Source organism: Microbacterium sp. ZW T6_19, assembly GCF_044987465.1.
In the GTDB taxonomy this organism is placed as follows: domain Bacteria; phylum Actinomycetota; class Actinomycetes; order Actinomycetales; family Microbacteriaceae; genus Microbacterium; species Microbacterium natoriense_A.
In genome coordinates this window covers 60,235-77,214 of the sequence record NZ_JBJDRH010000006.1, presented here as the reverse complement: position 1 = coordinate 77,214, position 16,980 = coordinate 60,235, and the positions used below count along the sequence as shown (strand labels likewise).

The 16,980-nt window shown below is 69.4% G+C and carries 17 protein-coding genes and 1 tRNA gene; 8 read left to right on the top strand and 10 right to left on the bottom strand.

The window, feature by feature from the left end:
• Positions 1-10 precede the first annotated feature (10 nt).
• On the top strand, positions 11-541 hold the full coding sequence (locus ACI3KT_RS10695) for a hypothetical protein (RefSeq protein WP_307294632.1): 531 nt from the start codon (positions 11-13) through the stop codon (positions 539-541).
• Between the two features lie 34 nt (positions 542-575).
• Positions 576-3,134 (top strand): ATP-dependent helicase HrpB, encoded by a 2,559-nt coding sequence (gene hrpB, locus ACI3KT_RS10690; protein WP_404904165.1) that lies wholly within the window; start codon positions 576-578, stop codon positions 3,132-3,134.
• Positions 3,135-3,140: 6 nt separating this feature from the next.
• Here the strand turns inward: hrpB and ACI3KT_RS10685 are convergent, their stop codons facing one another.
• The 5 genes from ACI3KT_RS10685 to ACI3KT_RS10665 all read right to left on the bottom strand — a co-directional run bounded on the left by ACI3KT_RS10685 (position 3,141) and on the right by ACI3KT_RS10665 (position 7,741).
• The gene (locus ACI3KT_RS10685; RefSeq protein ID WP_404904163.1) at positions 3,141-3,875 is read right to left on the bottom strand and encodes an ABC transporter permease; all 735 of its coding nucleotides are present in this window, start codon (positions 3,873-3,875) and stop codon (positions 3,141-3,143) included.
• Complete coding sequence (locus tag ACI3KT_RS10680; RefSeq protein WP_404904384.1) at positions 3,872-4,630, bottom strand: ABC transporter ATP-binding protein; 759 nt, start codon at positions 4,628-4,630, stop codon at positions 3,872-3,874. Before ACI3KT_RS10680 ends, ACI3KT_RS10685 begins: the two co-directional genes overlap by 4 nt.
• Before the next feature lie 208 nt (positions 4,631-4,838).
• The gene (locus tag ACI3KT_RS10675) at positions 4,839-5,435 is read right to left on the bottom strand and encodes a TetR family transcriptional regulator (protein WP_404904161.1); all 597 of its coding nucleotides are present in this window, start codon (positions 5,433-5,435) and stop codon (positions 4,839-4,841) included.
• A 25-nt stretch (positions 5,436-5,460) separates the two neighbouring features.
• Complete coding sequence (locus ACI3KT_RS10670) at positions 5,461-6,216, bottom strand: AAA family ATPase (protein WP_404904159.1); 756 nt, start codon at positions 6,214-6,216, stop codon at positions 5,461-5,463.
• Positions 6,217-6,244: 28 nt separating this feature from the next.
• Positions 6,245-7,741 carry an L-serine ammonia-lyase, iron-sulfur-dependent, subunit alpha gene (locus tag ACI3KT_RS10665; protein ID WP_404904157.1) on the bottom strand — a complete coding sequence of 499 codons (1,497 nt, stop codon included), beginning with the start codon at positions 7,739-7,741 and terminating at the stop codon, positions 6,245-6,247.
• A gap of 97 nt (positions 7,742-7,838) precedes the next feature.
• Here ACI3KT_RS10665 and ACI3KT_RS10660 point away from each other — a divergent pair, with 97 nt between their 5' ends.
• The 3 genes from ACI3KT_RS10660 to ACI3KT_RS10650 are packed head-to-tail and all read left to right on the top strand — an operon-like array spanning position 7,839 to position 9,586.
• Positions 7,839-8,330, top strand: coding sequence for a carboxymuconolactone decarboxylase family protein (locus ACI3KT_RS10660; RefSeq protein ID WP_404904155.1), 492 nt, complete (start codon positions 7,839-7,841; stop codon positions 8,328-8,330).
• Positions 8,331-8,347: 17 nt separating this feature from the next.
• Positions 8,348-9,187 (top strand): sigma-70 family RNA polymerase sigma factor, encoded by an 840-nt coding sequence (locus ACI3KT_RS10655; RefSeq protein WP_404904153.1) that lies wholly within the window; start codon positions 8,348-8,350, stop codon positions 9,185-9,187.
• A gap of 51 nt (positions 9,188-9,238) precedes the next feature.
• Positions 9,239-9,586, top strand: coding sequence for a hypothetical protein (locus ACI3KT_RS10650; RefSeq protein WP_404904151.1), 348 nt, complete (start codon positions 9,239-9,241; stop codon positions 9,584-9,586).
• Positions 9,587-9,657: 71 nt separating this feature from the next.
• On the opposite strand, the gene ACI3KT_RS10645 is transcribed toward ACI3KT_RS10650, so the two are convergent.
• Entirely contained in the window at positions 9,658-11,382 is a 1,725-nt protein-coding gene (locus tag ACI3KT_RS10645) for an L-aspartate oxidase (protein WP_404904148.1), read from the bottom strand.
• 71 nt (positions 11,383-11,453) lie between these two features.
• On the opposite strand from ACI3KT_RS10645, the gene ACI3KT_RS10640 reads away from it, so the two are divergent.
• Both ACI3KT_RS10640 and ACI3KT_RS10635 read left to right on the top strand, forming a co-directional pair.
• Entirely contained in the window at positions 11,454-12,383 is a 930-nt protein-coding gene (locus tag ACI3KT_RS10640; protein ID WP_292905955.1) for a LysR family transcriptional regulator, read from the top strand.
• 260 nt (positions 12,384-12,643) lie between these two features.
• The gene (locus tag ACI3KT_RS10635; RefSeq protein WP_404904146.1) at positions 12,644-13,867 is read left to right on the top strand and encodes a trypsin-like serine protease; all 1,224 of its coding nucleotides are present in this window, start codon (positions 12,644-12,646) and stop codon (positions 13,865-13,867) included.
• 300 nt (positions 13,868-14,167) lie between these two features.
• On the opposite strand, the gene ACI3KT_RS10630 is transcribed toward ACI3KT_RS10635, so the two are convergent.
• Both ACI3KT_RS10630 and ACI3KT_RS10625 read right to left on the bottom strand, forming a co-directional pair.
• Positions 14,168-14,240: transfer RNA gene (locus ACI3KT_RS10630), tRNA-Arg, on the bottom strand.
• A gap of 64 nt (positions 14,241-14,304) precedes the next feature.
• Positions 14,305-14,901 carry an asparagine synthase gene (locus ACI3KT_RS10625; protein ID WP_404904144.1) on the bottom strand — a complete coding sequence of 199 codons (597 nt, stop codon included), beginning with the start codon at positions 14,899-14,901 and terminating at the stop codon, positions 14,305-14,307.
• A gap of 121 nt (positions 14,902-15,022) precedes the next feature.
• Between ACI3KT_RS10625 and ACI3KT_RS10620 the strand changes: the two genes are divergently transcribed.
• On the top strand, positions 15,023-15,862 hold the full coding sequence (locus tag ACI3KT_RS10620; protein WP_404904143.1) for an SDR family NAD(P)-dependent oxidoreductase: 840 nt from the start codon (positions 15,023-15,025) through the stop codon (positions 15,860-15,862).
• A 1-nt stretch (position 15,863) separates the two neighbouring features.
• Here the strand turns inward: ACI3KT_RS10620 and ACI3KT_RS10615 are convergent, their stop codons facing one another.
• Together ACI3KT_RS10615 and ACI3KT_RS10610 are read right to left on the bottom strand one after the other, a co-directional pair.
• Positions 15,864-16,712 (bottom strand): hypothetical protein, encoded by an 849-nt coding sequence (locus tag ACI3KT_RS10615; RefSeq protein ID WP_404904141.1) that lies wholly within the window; start codon positions 16,710-16,712, stop codon positions 15,864-15,866.
• A gap of 14 nt (positions 16,713-16,726) precedes the next feature.
• A complete protein-coding gene (locus tag ACI3KT_RS10610) occupies positions 16,727-16,972 on the bottom strand; it encodes a hypothetical protein (RefSeq protein WP_292905947.1) in 246 nt (81 codons plus the stop codon).
• Between the last annotated feature and the right edge of the window lie 8 nt (positions 16,973-16,980).

Genomic DNA, 16,980 nt, shown 5'->3' with positions numbered 1-16,980 from the left:
GACTCGAGCCATGACGATGCCGATTCAGCCGCCGTACGCCGTGTTCGCAGGATCTCTCGGCGACAACGCCACCGGAAACTGGTACCCCGCACAGGCGGAGGTCAGCAACGGCTTCGTCACGCTCTGGGTCGGCTCTCCGGCCGGATGGACGCAGTACTTCAGCGTGCCCGCGACGGAGGTCACCGTGAAGTCGGCCGCTCAGCGCATCACTCTCGTGGTCCGCGGACAGAGCTACCCGATCCTCGCGAAGCCGCGCGCCGTGGGCCGCGCGATCGGCTACGGCGTGGCGGGAACCGCAGCCAGCGTGCTCGACAAGCCGGTCTTCGGGGCAGGAGTCGACGTCGGGCGAGGCGTGAACCAGGCCGCAGCCGCCAGCGCGTGGAACACCGGGGGCGGACCCGAGTTCATCGTCGCCGCGCGGAACTCGGGAGCACAGGTCTCCCGTCTCGGCTACGGCCCGCTCATCGCCATCGGATGCGGGGGCGGCGTGGCCGTCGTGATCCTGGTCGTCGTCGTCACTCTGATCGCCATCAACCTCTAGTGCTGCGGATCCGCGTTCGCACGAGGCAGGACGGATGACGGCCACCGGCTTCGACCTGACGAGGATCGGCGACGGGCTCGCCTTCGCCGCCGCGCTCGACGAGCTGCGGGGCGCGCTCGAGCAGAGCTCATCCGTCGTCGTGAGCGCGCCGCCCGGCACCGGCAAGACCACCCTTGTGCCGCCGCTGCTCGCATCGCGATCCCCCGGCCGCGTGATCGTCACGCAGCCGCGCCGTGTGACCGCACGCGCCGCCGCCCGCCGCCTCGCGCAACTCGACGGATCCGCGCTCGGAGCCAGGGTCGGATTCACGGTCCGCGGCGAGCGCCAGGTGTCGGCATCGACGCGGATCGAGTTCGTCACCGCCGGCGTGCTCCTGCGACGGATGCTCGACGATCCCGGCCTCGACGGCATCGATGCGGTCGTCATCGACGAGGTGCATGAACGGGCGCTCGAGACAGACCTGCTCATCGGGCTGCTCGGCGAGACCCGCCAGCTGCGCGACGACCTCGTGCTCGTCGCGATGTCGGCGACGATCGACGCCGACCGCATCGCCGCGGTGATCGGCAGCGACGGGTCGCCGGCCCCGATCGTCTCGCACGCCGTCCCCGCGCACACCCTCACCGAGCTGTGGGCCCCGAGTGCGTCGCCGCGCCTCGACGAGCGGGGCGTCACCCGGGCTTTCCTCGACCACGTCGCCCGCACCGCGGCATCCGCCGGGCGCGAGCTCACCCGCGACATCCCATCCGCCGACGTCCTGGTGTTCGCGCCCGGTGCCCGCGAAGTCTCCGAGATCGCCCGCCGCATCCGTCAGGACGCGGCCGAGTTCGACGTCCGTGAACTGCACGGCCAGATCCCGGCCACCGAGCAGGATGCCGTGATCAGAGGCCGCGACAGCGGTCAGCCGCCGCGCATCATCGTGACCACGTCTCTCGCCGAATCGTCGCTCACGGTCCCCGGTGTCCGTCTCGTCGTCGACAGCTGCCTTTCACGGCATCCGCAGCGCGACGCCGCTCGCGGCATGAGCGGCCTGATCACGACGGGCTCGCCGCGCTCGTCCGCGGTGCAGCGCGCGGGGCGCGCCACGCGTCAGGGGCCGGGCACGGTGATCCGCTGCATCGACGAGCGCACGTATGCCGCAGCCCCGGCCAGACCCGCGCCGGAGATCGTCACGACCGACCTCGCCGATGCCGCCCTCCTGCTGGCCTGCTGGGGAACGCCCGGAGGGGTTGGTCTGCGGATGATCGACCCGCCACCCGCCGACAGCCTGCGCGAGGCGCTCGCCGTGCTGCGCGCCCTCGGCGCGATCGATGCAGAAGGCCGAGCGACACCTGCCGGCCGTGATCTCGCCCGCATCCCGGCAGATCCCCGCCTCGCCCGTGCGTTGCGTGACGGCGCACCGATCGTCGGCGCCCGACTCGCAGCCGAGGTCGTCGCGCTGCTCAGCGGCGACATCCGCATCGCCGAGGCCGACGTCGCGAGTGCGATAGCGGGCATGCGCGGCCGTCGCGGACCCGATGCGCAGCGCTGGACCCGCGAGGTCGACCGGCTTCTGCGCTACGCCCCGCCGGAGACGCCGGCAGCGCGCCGCCCGAGCCTCGACGACGCCGGGGTCGTCGTGGCTCTCGCGTTCCCCGAGCGGGTCGCCCACCGGGTCGAGCGCTCAGCGGACGGCGCGACGTTCCTGCTCGCATCGGGCACCAGGGCCGGGGTGTCCGCGCCTCTGGCAGACGCCGAATGGCTCGCCGTCGCCGAGGTGGCCAGGGCCGCCGGTCGCCTGACCGCAGGCACGGGAGCCGTGATCCGCTCGGCCGCCGTCATCTCGGAGAGCCAGATGGAGCAGGCCGCCGGTCATCTGCTCACAGACCGCGTCGAAGCGGAGTTCGTCGGCGACCGCGTCGTCGCCCGGCGCGAGCGCCGAGTCGGTTCGATCGTGCGCTCCTCTGTTCCCGTACGCGTGACCGCGGAAGACGGCCACGACGCGGTGCGCAGAGCGATCCGTGATCGCGGTCTCGACGTGTTCACCTGGTCGGATGCCGCAGACGGTCTGCGCCGCCGACTGGGTCTGCTGCACCACGCGGTCGGTGCTCCCTGGCCGGACGTCTCCGACGCGGCCCTGCTCGATGGCCTCGACGACTGGCTCGGCTCGGAACTCGGCACCCTCGCGACGGGCACCAGGGCCGGGCGCATCGATCTCACCCCGGCTTTGCGCCGGCTGCTGCCATGGCCCGCGGCATCCGATCTCGACACCCTGGCGCCGGAGCGCCTCGAGGTGCCCAGCGGATCGCGGGTCCGCATCACCTACCCGCCGGTCGACGACCCGACGGCGCAACCCGTCGTCGCCGTGAAGCTGCAGGAATGCTTCGGCTGGGCCGAGACGCCCCGCCTGGCTGGCGGCCGCGTTCCCGTGCTCTTCCACCTGCTCTCGCCTGCCGGGCGTCCTCTCGCCGTCACCAGCGACCTCGCGTCGTTCTGGTCCGGTCCCTACACGCAGGTCCGCGCCGAGATGCGTGGCCGCTATCCGAAGCATCCGTGGCCGGAAGACCCCTGGCAGACGCCGCCCACGCGCCACACCACTCGGCGCACGCAACGATGATCCGGGCTACCGCGTGCGTCGTCTCAGCGTGAGCGAGGCGAGCACCAGCGCGCCGACCGCGAACGCGACCACCACGAGCAGCGGGCCGTACAGGTCCCATTCCTCGTCCCCCGCCGTCACTGCGCTGATCGCGTCGATCGCGTAGCTCAGCGGCAGCCAGTCGGAGATCGCGTACAGCACGTCCGGCATCTGATCGCGCGGCATGAAGAGCCCGCCGAGGATGATCTGCGGAAGCACCAGCAGCGGCATGAACTGCACCGCCTGGAACTCCGTCTGCGCGAAGGCGCTCGCGAGCAGGCCCAGCGCGGTGCCGAGCAGCGCGTCGACGACGGCCACCAGGCCGAGCTGCCAGAGCGGCCCTTCGACGTCGAGACCGCACACGCCCACCGCGAACGACACCGTGATCACGGCCTGCAGCAGCGCCATCAGCCCGAACGCGAGAGCGTAGCCGAGGATGAAGTCGGCTTTGCCGACCGGTGTCGTCATGAGCCGCTCGAGAGTGCCGGAGCGTCGCTCGCGGAGCGTCGTGATCGAGGTGATGAGGAACATCACGATGAAGGGGAACAGCGCCAGGATCGCCCCGCCGAAGCGGTCGAACACGCCGTCCTGATCGCTGAACAGCCAGGCGAACAGCCCCACGAGCAGGCTCGGAGCGACGAGCATCAGCGCGATCGAGCGGGGGTCGTGGCGAAGCTGCCCGAGCACGCGGCCCGCGGTGGCCAGCATCCGTCGTCCGTTCATTCCGACGCCTCTCGTCGCGTGCGACGAGTCACCCCGTGCGCCTGGCGATCCCTCTCGATCAGGGCGAGGAACGCGGCCTCCGGATCCCTCGTACCGGTGTCGTCGAGCAGCGCCCGAGGTGTGGTGTCGGCGATGATCCGCCCGTCGCGCATCAGCAGCAGACGGTCGCAGCGCAGCGCCTCGTCCATCACGTGGCTCGAGACCACCATCGTCACCCCCCGATCGGCGAGGCGGCGGAAAAGGCCCCACAGCTCGGCGCGCAGCACGGGATCGAGTCCGACGGTCGGCTCGTCGAGCACGATCACCTCCGGCGTACCGATCAGCGCCATCGCCAGCGACACCCGCGTCGACTGTCCTCCGCTGAGCGACTCGACCAGTTGCCCGGCCTGCTCGCGCAGCCCGACCTCGTCGATCACCCGGTCCACGTCGCTGCGCGGAGCCTTCAGCAGACGCGCGAAGTACGCGAGGTTCTGCCGCACCGTGAGGTCGCCGTACGTCGCGGCTCCCTGCGTGCCGTACGCGACCCGCTGGCGGAGGGGCCTGCTTCCGCCCGGCTCTCCGAGCACGGTCACGGTGCCGCCCGAGATCTTCTGCACGCCGACGATCGAGCGCATGAGCGTCGTCTTGCCGCACCCCGAGGGCCCGAGCAGGCCGGTGATCTCACCGCGCGGGATCGCAAGGTCGATGCCGTCGAACACCTGCGTCCGTCCGCGTCTCACCCGCAGCTGCGAGATCTCCACCGCCGCTTTATTCATCATGTGATGAATTATGCGCCTGCGCGTCGGCGTGCACAAGGGCGGGTCGGCGCACGGGTGCGGTCGGCGCCCTCCCCGACGTGCGAAAAGTCGGACTTCCGGGGCGACACACCGCGGGCAGGCAGCCGCGGACGGCGTGTCAGGCCGCGGGTCCGACTTTTCGCACGCCGGAACGGCGAAAGAACGGATGCCGGGCGCGGCATCCGCCTCAGTCGAAGAGGTAGCGCTGCACCGTCGGCCCGACGCGGGCGACGAGCTCGTCGACCGGCACCGCGGCGATCGGCCCGAGCTTCAGCACGTACCGGGTGAGGAGCATCCCGGCGATCTGAGAGGCGACGAGCGTGGCCCGCAGCTCGGCGTCATCGACGGCAAGCCGCTTCGCGATGCGGCCGATCAGCTCCCGCGACAGGAAACCCGCCAGCAGCGGGGTGGTGAGCCGGCTGCCGATCGCCGTGCGCATGAGCATCACGCCGCGCCGCCGCACCTCGGGCTGCTCGAACGACTCCAGTACGTAGCGGACGAGGCGCTCTCCGACTTCGTCTCGGGGTCCGTCGAGAATGCCGGGCACGTCGATGTCCGGCCGCATCGGGATGCCCACGGCCTCGGCGAACAGATCGGCCTTCGTGCCGAAGTAGTGGTGGACGAGTGCCGAGTCGACGCCAGCGCGAGTCGCGATGGCCCGGATGGTCGACGCCTCGTAGCCCTGCTCACCGAACTCGTCGACCGCTGCCGCGATGATGCGCTCGCGCGAATCGGAGCCTCCTCGCGGTCGTCCGCGGCGCCGCGGCGCGGCCTGTTCGGTCATGCCCGACAGCCTACCCACGCCGCCGTCAGCCGAGGAGGTGGCGCAGATACCGCTCGGGAGAGTCGAGGAACGAGCGCCAATGGCTCACGAGCTCGAGATCCTCCCATCGTGTCGGCCGGATGCCCCATTCCCCGATCTCGAGGATCCGCGCACCGGGAAGAGCTGCAAGCACCGGCGAGTGCGTCGCGCACAGCACCTGCCCTCCGTCGTCGACGATCCGCTGCAGCACCGCGATGAGCGCGAGCGTCGACTGGAACGAGAGCGCGGCCTCGGGCTCGTCGAGGCAGTAGAAGCCCGGATCGTCGAACCGGCTTCCCAGCATCGCGAGGAACGACTCGCCGTGACTCATCTCGTGGAACGCGATGTCGGGTCCGCGCGTCGACGGATTCTCCTCCAGGTACGTGTAGAACGAGTGCATCGTCTCGGCGCGCAGGAAGAAACCCCACCTGCTCGCTCCGACCCCGCGCTGCAGGCGGATCCAGTCGGACAGCGGCGACTCGGTCGGGCGGGTGCTGTGCATCGCCTGCCGCGAGCCGCCCTCGGGCGAGAGACCGTAGGCGATCGCGACGCCCTCGACGATGGTCGATTTGCCGCTGCCGTTCTCGCCCACGAGGAACGTCACACCGGGCGAGAGGTCGATGCCCTCTCGAAGGACCTGCGCGACAGCGGGAATGCTGGTCGGCCACGCGCTGCTCGGCGTCGGCGCATCGTCGTTCGGGCGCACCGCCACGACGGGCTGCTCGCGTCGCCGGCGACTCCCGGGCTTCCAGATCGACTCCATGATCCGACGCTAACCCGAGCCGCAGACGTCAGCACTCGATGACGTTGACCGCGAGGCCGCCCTCGCTGGTCTCCTTGTACTTCGTCGACATGTCCAGCCCGGTCTGCCGCATGGTCTCGACGACCGCGTCGAGCGACACGTAGTGGCTGCCGTCTCCGCGCAGCGCGAGGCGTGCCGCTGTCACGGCGGTCGAGGCCGCGATCGCGTTGCGCTCGATGCACGGGATCTGCACGAGCCCACCGATCGGGTCGCACGTGAGGCCGAGATGATGCTCCATGGCGATCTCTGCGGCGTTCTCGATCTGCCGGTTCGTGCCGCCCATGACCGCAGTCAGTCCGCCCGCCGCCATGGCGCACGCAGAGCCGACCTCGGCCTGACAGCCGCCCTCGGCTCCCGAGATCGAGGCGTTCGCCTTGAACAGCGACCCCAGAGCGGTCGCGGTGAGCAGGAACCGGCGGATGCCGCGGCGGCGGTTCGCCTCGGCGACCGCGACCGGGTCTTCGATCGCCCCGACCGCGACGAGCGAGGCCTCCGCCCCGAAGCCGAGCAGCGCGCTGCCGACCAGCTCGCCGTACGGCGTGACCGCGTTGCCAGCCCCGAGACCGGAGTCGGCGAGGAAGCGCCACCAGTACATGGCGACGGCGGGCAGGATGCCGGCCGCCCCGTTCGTCGGCGCCGTGACGACCCTGCCGCCCGCGGCGTTCTCCTCGTTGACGGCGAGCGCGAAGGCGCCCAGCCATTCGCCCGGCAGCTCCCGATGCCCGTCGGCTTCCGTCTCCTCTAGCTGGGCGCGGATCACGCCCGCGCGCCGCTTGACCTTGAGCATCCCCGGGAGGACGCCCTCTGCGGACAGCCCCGCCTCGACGCAGCTGGACATCGCGTCCCAGATCGCGTCGAGCCCGGCCGCGACCTCCTGCTCGCTGCGCATCGCGATCTCGTTGCGCTTGGCGAGTTCGGCGATCGTGATCCCGTGCTCGTCGCACAGCGCGAGCATCGATGCGGCATCCGCATAGGAGTACGGCAGCCCGCCCGTCGAGAGCGTCGCCTCCTCGCCGTCACGGCGGATGAAGCCGCCGCCGATCGAGTAGTACGTGTCGACCACGACGATCGCACCGTCGGCGTCCCACGCCGTGAGCGTCATCGCGTTCGGGTGGCCGGGCAGCCGGGTGCGCGGCGCGAAGACGATGTCGTCCTTCGCGAAGCGGATGCTGTGCGTGCCGTTCAGATCGAGAGTCGCCCCCTCGGGGAAGTCCGTCCATGCCTCGCGCACCTGGGCGGGGTCGCAGGTCTCGGGCGACAGCCCGCGGAGTCCGGCGACCACGGCATCCGGCGTCCCGTGCCCGATGCCCGTGGCGCCGAGCGATCCGTATAGGGTGCTGCCGACCCGCGCGACGCGGTCGATACCGCCGGTCGCGGACAGGCGTCGGATGAAGTCGAGTGCGGCCCGCATCGGCCCGACCGTGTGGGAGCTCGAGGGCCCTACTCCGATGGAGAAGAAGTCGAAGGCCGAGACGTACGCAGTCACGCCTCCAGCTTACGTCCGAAGTGATCTCGCCGGATCGGTCACATATCCGCTGCCTCGTTCGTCTCCTCTTCAGAACCATCGACGAAGGAGAACCGAAATGACCATCACCACCACCGCATCGTCCGAGATCGTCACCCACAAGGCGCGGATGCCGCACCCGGCGTTCCTGCTCGAAGGCGGCATCGACGCGATCAGCGGCGTCAACCGCGCAGCCCAGGCCGCAGGCGTTCCCGAGGAGATCCTGCACCTCGTCTCACTGCGGGCGAGCCAGATCAACGGCTGCAGCTGGTGCGTCGTCGACCACTCGCGTCAGATCGTCGAGGACGGCGCCGCACCCGAGCGGCTGCACGCCGTCGCTGCGTGGCGCGACGCTCCGTACTTCACCGCGGCCGAGCGTGCCGCCCTCGAGCTCACCGAGGTGCTCACACGTCTCGCGGACAACCACGACCCCGTATCGGACGAGCTCTGGACCGAGCTGTCGACCCATTTCGACCGCAAGCAGCTCTCGGGACTGCTCTTCGAGATCGGCGCCATCAACGTCTGGAATCGTCTGAACGCGGCGATCCGGCAGCCAGCCGGATCGTTCTGACGGGTAGGTTGCCGAGCATGCAGTCGACACCGCTGGCCGAGGAGTTCGAGAGCCACCGGCGCTACCTCACCGCCGTGGCGTATCGCATGCTCGGTTCCCACGCCGATGCCGAGGATGCCGTGCAGGAGGCCTGGCTCCGGGTCGCGCGGGCGACGCCGGACGCCGACGATCTGCGCGCCTGGCTGACGCGGGTCGTCAGCCGGATCTGCCTCGACCAGCTGCGCTCGCGCACACGACGCCGCGAGAGCCCGCTCGATGTCATCCCCGACGCGGAGCGGGCTCCCGACGGCGACGATCCGGTCGTGCATGCCGAGAGCGCCGACCGCGTCGGGTATGCGCTCATGCTCATGCTCGAGCAGCTGAGCCCCGACGAACGCCTCGCCTACGTGCTGCACGACGTGTTCGGCCTGTCCTTCGATGAGGTCGCGCCGCTCGTGGATCGCACCGTGCCTGCCGCCCGCAAGCTCGCGAGCCGCGCGCGCGACCGCGTACGCGGCGCGGCGCGGGAGGATCAGCTGCAGGCGGCGACTCGCGAGCAGCGCAGGCGCGTCGTCGACGCGTTCCTCGCGGCGGCGAAGGACGGCGACTTCGCCGGACTCCTCGCCCTCCTGCACCCCGACGTCGAGTTCCGGCAGGATCTGGGGGCCGACGGCGTCCGCATCCTCCGGGGTGCGGAGAAAGTCGCATCGAGCGCGGCCGCGTACCACCGCTACGCGAAGGGCTTCGACTTCGACGTCGTCGAGCTCGGCGACCGCTTCGCGGTGGTCGCGATCGAGGACGGGATGCCGGTGTCGCTGCTGTTCGTGACCTCGGAAGGCGACATGATCGTCGCGATGGAGACCCGCGAGATCGGCTGATGCCCGAATCGGGCTCCGTCAACCCCCTGCCTCGCGTGCGGTCGAGGCGACATGCTGATCGCATCGACCCAGGCGAAAGGCACCATCATGACGAACAGCACACCCGCGCAGGATCCGGCCGGCCGCGACCCCGAAACCCAGACGCCCACCCCTTCCCCGTCTTCGGGAGCCGACGCCGGCGAGTTCACCCAGGGCACCGCCGAGAAGCCGGAGCAGGCGGAGTCGCCGGAGGATGCCGACCCCGCGCAGGTTCCGAGCAACGAGGAGCTCGAGGAACCGAGCACCGAGAAGGAACCGGAGGAGGAGCCGAAGGCGCCGGCTCCCGATGACGCCGAGCCCGATCACCGGGCCGTCGGCATCGGCGTGATCGACGCCCCGGAGTCCGACGCAGGGGAATGAGTTCCGGTCGCAGTTCGTGCCGCCTGGTCGATGGCGAAGCGGCACAAACTGCGACTGGAGGGGCCAGCCTGCTACTCGACGAGCTTTCCCGCCGTGTCGACCTCGCGCATGAGCTCGGCGATCTCGGCGGGGATGGGCGGGATCTCCTCTCGCGTGACGCCCGTGGTCGGCGACCAGACCAGGTTCACCTGCAGTGTGGGATCGGTGTCGGGGAAGTCGCTGCGGTTGTGGCATCCGCGCGTCTCGCGCCTCTCCCTCGCAGCCTCCAGCGTGGCCCGGGCAGCGAGCGCCGACGCTTTCAGATCGAAAGCGTGCGCGAGATCCTGGTAACCGGCGATGTCGGGGTGGATGCCGATGTCCTCCATGCGACCCTCGATGAGGTCGAGCTCGGCGAGGCCGGTGCGAAGGCCCTCTTCTGAACGGACGACGCCGGCGTGCGCGGTCATGATGTTGCGGATCGCCCGCTGCAGAGCGCGCACGTTCTCGCGCCCGTCGGCGGCCAGCAGGTCGTCGATCTCGGCGCGGGCCGCGGCCACGGCATCCGCTGACCGGCGCTGCGCATCGAGACCCACGGCATGCGCCATTGCGGCCTGGCCGACCAGGCGTCCGTAAACGAGGAGCTCGATGAGCGAGTTGCCGCCGAGGCGATTGGCGCCGTGCAGTCCGCTGGATGCCTCGCCGATCGCGTACAGCCCCTCGACGTCGGTGCGGTGGTCCTCCGGACGCACCCACACTCCGCCCATCGAGTAATGCGCGGTGGGCGCGATCTCGATCGGGTCGGTCGTGATGTCGAGCATCTGCAGCTCCATCATCGTCTGGTAGACGCGCGGCAGCCGGGTCATGATCGTCTCGCGCGGCAGGTGCGAGACGTCGAGCCACACTCCGCCGTTCTCGGTTCCGCGGCCCTCGGCGATCTCGGTGTACGCCGCGAGCGCGACGCGGTCACGGGTAGACAGCTCCATGCGCTCGGGATCGTACTTCGCCATGAACCGCTCGCCGAGGGCGTTGGTGAGGAACCCGCCTTCGCCACGCGCGGCCTCGGAGATGAGAGTGCCCGCCGCGTTCTCGGGCTCGATGATGCCGGACGGATGGAACTGCACGAGTTCGGGGTCTCGCAGCCGCGCTCCCGCCTCGACGGCCAGCCGGAACGAGTCGCCGGTGTTCTCGTCCCGGCGGGAGGAGGTACGCCGCCAGATGCGGTTGTGACCGCCCGCTGCGAGGATCACGGCATCCGCGTGGATCAGATAGCGCGTGCCATCCGCCTGATCGAACCCGTAGGCGCCGAACACGACGTTGTCGCGCACGAGCAGGCGCGTGATGTAGATGCCGTCGAGAATCGGCACGTCGAGCTCTTCGGCGCGGCGCACGAGCGTGCGCTGGATCTCGAGTCCCGTGTAGTCGCCGGCGAAGGCGGTTCGGCGGAAGGTGTGCGCGCCGAAGAATCGCTGCGAGATGCGTCCGTCGTCTTCGCGGGCGAAGTCCATGCCCCAGCGCTCGAGATCGCGGATGCCGCGTTCCGCACCCTGCGTGACGATCTCGACCGTGTGCGGGTTTGCGAGCAGATAGCTCTCCTTGATGGTGTCGGCGGCGTGCTGCTGCCAGCTGTCGTCGGCGTCCATCGTGCCGAGCGCGGCGTTGATGCCGCCTGCGGCGAGCGAGGTGTGTGCGTCGCCCCGCGGGCGCTTGCCGACGGCGACGACGTCGATGCCGTGCTCGGCGACCTCGATCGCCGCTCGCAGCCCTGATCCGCCCGTTCCGATGACGAGGACGGTAGTGGAGATCTGACGTTCGTTCATGCTGTCCACGCTAAGAACCTCTCCGCGATAACTCCAATGCATAGTTCCGCTTGTCTCGATACACTCTGAACATGAATCTCGAGCAGCTGCGCAGCTTCGTGGAAGTGGCCCGTCTGGGGCACTTCACCCGTGCCTCCGAGAGCCTGCATCTCGCCCAGCCCTCGCTGAGCCGGCAGATCTCCACCCTCGAGCGCGAGCTCGGGGCGGAGCTGTTCCAGCGGGCACGGGGCAACATCTCGCTCACCGCCGCCGGCGAGACCCTGCTTCCCCGCGCGCAGCGGATGCTGGCCGAGGCCGAATCGATCCGCGAAGAGATGGGCGAGCTCGCCGGCCTCCGCCGCGGGCGCGTGCGCCTCGGCGCTCCGCCCACCCTGTGCATCAGCCTGGTCGCCGAGGCTCTCAGCGCTTTCCGCGCCCGGCATCCCGCTGTCGATCTGCACCTCACCGAGAGCGGCTCGCGCCTGCTCGTCGAGCAGCTCGCCGTGGGAGCCGTCGACATCGCCCTCATCACCGAGTCCGACGCGCAGCCCGTCTCCGGCGTCAGCCTGACCCGCACGCCCCTCCTCGCCGAGGAGCTCGTGGTCGTGTCATCCGCTTCGGCGCCCGCGCTGACGACCGACGAGGTGATCTCCCTCGAGCTCCTCGCCACGCTTCCACTGATCGCCTTCGACGACAGCTACTCGCTGCGAGCGACGACGGATGCCGCGTTCCGCGCGGCAGGCCTGACGCCGACGATCGTGCTCGAGGGGGCGGAGATGGATGCCGTGCTCCGCTTCGCCGAACGCGGCGTCGGCGTGGCGGTCGTCCCCGCGATGGTGCTGCTGGATCGCCCCGAACTGCGCTCGGCGCGTCTCGCCCACCCGTCGATGACCCGCACGATCAGCCTGGCGCATCGCTCCGACGTGACGCCCGCTCTCGCCGTCGCCGAGATGCGGCGTGCGATCGTGTCGACGGCGGCCGAAGTCGCCCGGAGGGACCCGGCGATCACGAACCTGCGGTAGCGCGACAGACAGGGTCCAACTCGTTCATCGTCTGTCCACCTTTTGGCGGACAGACGAGGGACGCAGCTGACCCTATGCTCGTGTCATTCGTCATCGCGAACAGCTGATCTATGGGAGAGGTCTGAACGCGACGACAGTGTCAGCCTTCAGAGAGGAAGAGCATGAGATCAGCCCGTCGCCCCGCCCGCCGGATCGCGCCCGCCGTTGTCTTGGCCGGCGTAATCGCGGCCACCGTTAGCACAGGGATAGCGAACACCTCTGTGGGCGCGAACGCAGCTTCAACCGAACTAAACCAGACCGGAGAGACGTCGTACGATCCCTACGAGGGGCTTGCTCAGCTTGTACGCGAGAACTATGGCGAGGACTATCTCGGCGGTCTGATAAGCATGTCCATTACTCAGGAGGGCATCACTTCCGTCGTGGTGCCCTGGGTTGGGCCGGTTCCGGGTTGGCTGGAACAAGGGGTCGAGTTAGTGGCTTCCCGTACCGATGCCGAGATCTCGATAGAGCCCGCCGAGAACACCAGCGTCGAAATGATGGCTGCCGCAGCAGCCGTCCACGAACTTCTTCCTGCGAAGGTCTCGGCCGGGACATCGATCGGTATCGGAGTCGACACGCTGACGGTTCGCGGCCCGTCGGTACCCGTGAACCTCAAGACCGCTCCGGAGGAGGTGGACCAGTCGTGGAAGGAGTTCGTGGCCGATGCAGCCAAGCGAACCGAAGCTGACTCGATTGAGGTTCTCTTCGAGTTCGATCCCCTGGCGCCTGTCTCCGCCGCAAGAACTGGAGACACCACAGCATTCCGCGGCGGTTCAAGCTATTTCACATCGACCCCCGTCGGGACCTTCGGCTGCACCACTGGCTTCCCAGCGCAATTGGGCTCGACCATGATGATCCTCACTGCCGCGCACTGCAGCAAGTACCTCGACGGGCAGCCGGTAGTTTCGTCGACGTCGGGTGGTGGTACGGGAGCGTCGATGGGCGTAACCGACTACATCTGGGAGATGCAGGATCTCGCGCCGTCCTACGATCTCGGACTCATTCGGCTGAACGGAGGGCACACCAATCTGGCGAGCGTCTACGCCGATCCGATGTTTTCCACAGTAACCGTTCGCGGCGCGGCCTCCGGCATGCCGCCGGGCGGCAACTACTGTTCCTCCGGCAACGTCACCAGGGCGAAATGCAACGTCTTGGCAGAGGGCCAAGAGTACGTCTGCTACCCGAACACCCCTTACCCGGATGAGTGCCAGTACACGATACGGGTCGTGAGCACTAACGGGGCACCCGTCTTCTGCAAGGGAGACAGCGGCGGCCCGATCTATTACCACCACCTTGGGTTGGGAAGCCCCAACGTGACGGCGGCAGGAATCATCAGCGGGATTCGGACCACGGCGGGCGGAAGCTGCGGTACGACCGGATTCGCAAGCGTTGTCGCATCCGCTATCTCCAAGGTCCCGGGCCTTCAGATCAGATATCAGCCGTAGATGGCGAGTTCGGAGCGAACAACGCCCGGTGCGTCGGCATTGATGCGGCGTGCGATCGTGTCGACGGCGGCCGAAGTGGCCCGGAGGGACCCGGCGATCACGAACCTGCGGTAGCGCGCGTCCCGTCTGCATGTTCAGATTCCGTCTGCATGTCGATACCGTCGTTCTCGGCATGCAGACGGATCCCCGGCATGCAGACGGTCCCGCCACCAGCATCCGACAAACGAAAATCCCCGCCGCTTCCGCGACGGGGATCTTCAATACTGTCTCAACACAGTTCTGCCGGTTCCGAAGAACCTGTGCGCCACAAGGGACTCGAACCCCTAACCTTCTGATCCGTAGTCAGATGCTCTATCCATTGAGCTAGTGGCGCCCGGCCTGCTCAGCGGGCCGTGGAACAGCCTACAACAGTCTCTACGAGAAAGCGAAACGACGCCTCAGGCCCCCTTCGCAGACGACTTCTCGGCCTCTTTCTCCTGTTTCTTGCGTCGCTTCGCCTTGGCCCGCTGATCGGACGACAGCGCCTGCAGATCGACCAGACGCAGCGCCTGCATCCGCGCCTCGCGCATGCGATCGTAATCGGGATCCTGGTCGGGCCGCATGCCCTCGACCCGGAGCCGGCGGTCGAGATTGTGCCTGACGTCGGCCCAGGCGGCCTGACGCGCCTCTTCGACGATGACCCCGAGTTCTTCGCGGTCGTCCATCATCTCGCGCAGTTTCGCGGCGACGCCATGCGACTGCCTCGCGCGTCGCTTGAGGTTGCGCACGTCGCGATCTCGATAGTCGTGCGTGCCCACAGGATCGGAGTGCCGCCCGCGCGCCCGCTTGCGCAACTCGGCCAGAGCCTTCTCGGACTGCTCGGCCTCTTCGGCCATCGCCCGAAGCGCCTCGCGCGTGTCGTCGATGTACTTCTCGGTGTCGAAGACTCCACCCTCGGCGATCGTGCCGACGAGGATGTGATTCTTCACGGCGAGGCGCGCGGCAGAAGTCGCGATCGCGACGCCCTCGGCGATGGCATCCGCAGTTCGTCCCACCGCTACCTCCTCTGAACGAGAGTACCGGTTCCCCCCGACGCTCCGGCAGGTCACAATGGATCGGGATCCGGTTCGGGTCCACGTCGCCGCGCACCAGAGACGGCGCGGGGAGGAGGATACCGTGACACCGCTCGACCTCACCGGACGCACGACCGTCGTCACCGGCGCCGCGAACGGCATGGGCGCCGAGATCGCGCGACTGCTCGCGGCACAGGGCGCTCACCTCGCGCTGGTCGACCACGACTCGCAAGCACTCTCGTCCGTCGCTGCAGGCCTGACCGACGCCACCGTCACGACTCACGTCGTCGACCTGCGCGATGACGACGCGGTCTTCGCGGCATCCGCCGACATCTCGGCCGCCCACCCGCAGATCAACGCCCTCATCACGTGCGCCGGTTCATCGATGCTGGGCGACATCGAGCAGCTCACGATGGAGGAGATGCGCTGGCTCGTCGACGTGAACCTGTGGGGCACCGTCTCGATCACGAAGGCCCTGCTCCCTGCGCTGAAGAGGGCGCCGGCCGCGCACATCACGCACCTCGCCAGCATCTACGCCCTGGCGGCCCCCGCCGGGCGCATCCCCTACGCACTCAGCAAGTTCGCCGTGCGCGGCTTCTCCGAAGCCCTCCGCCACGAGCTCGAGGGCACCTCCGTCACGGTCGGCGCGGTGTATCCGGCGGGCGTCCGTACCGGGATCATCCTGCACGGACGGTACGCGGCCGCGATCGATCCGGCCGTCGCCGCGCGTGCCGCCGCCGCGCAGGCCGCGATGTACCACACGGAGCCTGCCGCCGCCGCGGCCCGCATCGTTCAGGCGACGCGCCGCAGGCGGGCGCGGACGATGGTCGGGCGCGAGGCACGGCTCGTCGACGTGCTGACCCGGCTCTCCCCCGTCGGCTACTGGCGGATCATGCGCCGACCTCTGCGCGAGGCGATCGACACGACCACGCCCGCGGACTGACTCACTGCACCGCGCCGACCCAGATGCCCGACGCCCACGCCTGCTGGTCGCCGCTGCAACCGACGGATCCGGGGAACCCGCGCACCACGGCCATGCAGTTCGCGAGGAACTCGGGGTCGCCGCCGAACATCGACTGATACGCCGCCGAGGAGGTCAGGGCGCCCCACACCTGGAACTGGTAGATGTGCGCGAGCTCGTGGGCCATCGCCCAGTTCAGCCGATCCGCATTCCAGGTGACGATGTCGGCGCGGTACTTGATGTATCCGTTGCTGTTGGCGCACGCGGCGGCGCTGCCTCCCGCGCACGACGCCGACTCGTACAGGCCGACGCCGCTGCCGCCCACGTGATCGAGCGCGGCGCGCACGCGTGCGTAGCCGTCGGGCCCGCTCGACGACCACGCCGGTCCTCCCGGGCCGCGTCGGGCCTGCTGCACGGCCTGCCAGGTCGAGATGTCTCCGTCGATCTTCGCGGTCATCGCGTGGATCGTGGCCGTCGCGTTGGTGACGACGACGGGGTCGGCCCGCTCGGCGAGCACGGCTTGCTGGGCGGAGAGAGCGGATGCTCGATCCGCCGTCGTGTCGACCTTGCCCGCTGCTCTGTCGAACGCGGCCGTGAGCGCCGCGATCTCGGCGACGAACGCCGGGCGGACAGCGAGCACCGCGGCGCGATCGGCCACATCCTGCTCGGCGATGACGATCGCACCTCGCAGATAGTCGCCGCGCTGGGCGGCCTCGTCAGCGGCGGTCGAGACCGTGCGCAGCTCGGCGATCGTCGCGGCCCGCTCCTCGTCGAGGGAATGCGCGCGCTCGACGACCCCGGCGGCGAGGACGACGGCCAGGGCAGCGGTCACGACCAGCAGTCGCCTCACGGCAGAAGGCCCGTCGTGTCGGCGAGCTGCTTCTCCTGCTCGGCGATCTGCGAGCGCAGAGCGCTCAGGGCCTCGTCGAGTTCCGAGTTCGCCGACTCGAGCTCCTCGAGCTCCTGCCGGGTCTCTTCGACGGCAGCTCTCGCCGCCTCGAGCGCGGCGACGCGCTGCTGATCGGCGACGACGATGAGAGCCCCTCCGCCGACGAGCAGCAGAGCACCCACGATCACTGCGATGACCCGCATATCGCTCC

What these genes read in the sequence shown, in the direction of transcription:
- ACI3KT_RS10650 (WP_404904151.1), top strand. Translation starts at nt 9,239, where the DNA reads ATGCTGATCGCATCGACCCAGGCGAAAGGCACCATCATGACGAACAGC.
- ACI3KT_RS10660 (WP_404904155.1), top strand. Translation starts at nt 7,839, where the DNA reads ATGACCATCACCACCACCGCATCGTCCGAGATCGTCACCCACAAGGCG.
- ACI3KT_RS10685 (WP_404904163.1), bottom strand. Translation starts at nt 3,875, where the DNA reads ATGAACGGACGACGGATGCTGGCCACCGCGGGCCGCGTGCTCGGGCAG.
- ACI3KT_RS10655 (WP_404904153.1), top strand. Translation starts at nt 8,348, where the DNA reads ATGCAGTCGACACCGCTGGCCGAGGAGTTCGAGAGCCACCGGCGCTAC.
- ACI3KT_RS10645 (WP_404904148.1), bottom strand. Translation starts at nt 11,382, where the DNA reads ATGAACGAACGTCAGATCTCCACTACCGTCCTCGTCATCGGAACGGGC.
- hrpB (WP_404904165.1), top strand. Translation starts at nt 576, where the DNA reads ATGACGGCCACCGGCTTCGACCTGACGAGGATCGGCGACGGGCTCGCC.
- ACI3KT_RS10695 (WP_307294632.1), top strand. Translation starts at nt 11, where the DNA reads ATGACGATGCCGATTCAGCCGCCGTACGCCGTGTTCGCAGGATCTCTC.
- ACI3KT_RS10680 (WP_404904384.1), bottom strand. Translation starts at nt 4,630, where the DNA reads ATGAATAAAGCGGCGGTGGAGATCTCGCAGCTGCGGGTGAGACGCGGA.
- ACI3KT_RS10670 (WP_404904159.1), bottom strand. Translation starts at nt 6,216, where the DNA reads ATGGAGTCGATCTGGAAGCCCGGGAGTCGCCGGCGACGCGAGCAGCCC.
- ACI3KT_RS10640 (WP_292905955.1), top strand. Translation starts at nt 11,454, where the DNA reads ATGAATCTCGAGCAGCTGCGCAGCTTCGTGGAAGTGGCCCGTCTGGGG.
- ACI3KT_RS10675 (WP_404904161.1), bottom strand. Translation starts at nt 5,435, where the DNA reads ATGACCGAACAGGCCGCGCCGCGGCGCCGCGGACGACCGCGAGGAGGC.
- ACI3KT_RS10610 (WP_292905947.1), bottom strand. Translation starts at nt 16,972, where the DNA reads ATGCGGGTCATCGCAGTGATCGTGGGTGCTCTGCTGCTCGTCGGCGGA.